Source organism: Burkholderia sp. LMG 13014, from assembly GCF_905232215.1.
GTDB lineage: Bacteria > Pseudomonadota > Gammaproteobacteria > Burkholderiales > Burkholderiaceae > Burkholderia.
The window spans coordinates 1-1,193 of record NZ_CAJNKE010001025.1 but is presented as its reverse complement, the minus strand read 5'-3'; the positions used below and the strand labels follow the sequence as shown (position 1 = coordinate 1,193).

1 protein-coding gene is annotated in these 1,193 nt (G+C 57.1%); it reads right to left on the bottom strand.

Annotated features, from left to right (window positions below):
• Positions 1–39 precede the first annotated feature (39 nt).
• Positions 40–1,127, bottom strand: a protein-coding gene (locus JYJ84_RS37100; RefSeq protein WP_086003188.1) for an IS3 family transposase whose coding sequence is annotated in 2 segments (ribosomal slippage) — positions 40–878 and positions 878–1,127 — 1,089 coding nt in all. Because the reading frame shifts where the segments join, the coding sequence is not laid out codon by codon here.
• Positions 1,128–1,193: the final 66 nt, after the last annotated feature.

Here is a 1,193-nt window from a genome sequence, read left to right as displayed (position 1 = left end):
GGTAATGCCCCCGTTTTCCACAGTCGGCAGAAGTAGAAACTAAGCGGCCATGGCCAGCCGCTGCTTCGGGGTAAAGCCGCCCAATGCCATATTTGGGCGCTCGTGATTGTAAGTCCACATCCAGTCGGCCGCTGCCTGCCGAACCTGCTCCAGGTCTTCCCACAGATATTGCGAGAGCCATTCGTATCGCGCGGTCCGATTGAACCGTTCGATGTACGCGTTCTGTTGCGGCTTGCCCGGCTCAATGTATTCCAGCCGTATACCTAGCTTCTGCGTCCAAGTCACGATGGCTGTGCTCAGGTATTCTGGGCCGTTGTCACAACGAATTACCTTCGGCTTGCCACGCCATTCCATGTGCTGCTCCAGCGTGCGAATCACCCGCTCGGACGGCAGCGAGAAATCCACCTCAATGCCCAGCGCCTCGCGGTTGAAATCATCAATCACGTTCAGCGTCCGGATGCTGCGCCCGTCAACGAGCTGGTCATGCATGAAGTCCATTGACCACACTTCGTTGATGGCATGCGGCACCGACAGCGGCTGCGGCGTTTCGCGCACCAAGCGTTTCTTCGGCTTGATGCGCAGGTTCAGCTCCAGCTCCCGATAAATCCGGTAGATGCGCTTGTGGTTCCACCCGAATCCCTGCACGTTACGCAAGTAGTAATAGCACAGCAGAAAGCCCCAGTTGCGATGACAGCCCGTGATACGCATCAGCCAGTCTGCAATCTCTTCGTTCTCCGTGTTCAACTTCGCCTCGTATCGGTAGCACGACTCGCTGATGCCGAACACTGTGCACGCCACACGAATTGACACGCGGCGCTGTTGCACAACCTGCTTTGCCATCTCGCGCCGGCGAGATGGCTTCAGAACTTTTTTTGCAGCGCCTCCGAGGCAATCTCAGCCTTGAGCTTCTCCTCGATGTACATCTTGCGCAGCCGGGCATTCTCCGCCTCGAGCTCCTTCATGCGCGACATCATCGACGCGTCCATCCCGCCGTACTTCGAGCGCCATTTGTAGAACGTTGCCGAACTGATGCCCAGTTCCCGGCATAGCTCCGGCACCGCAAGCCCAGCCTCCGCGCGCTTGAGCGCCTCCAATATCTGGCTATCTGTGAATCTCGACTTCTTCATCTGCAGAACTCCCTCTTAACGAGAAAATTCTACTTCTCCCAGCGGTGGATTTCAGGGGGTATTACC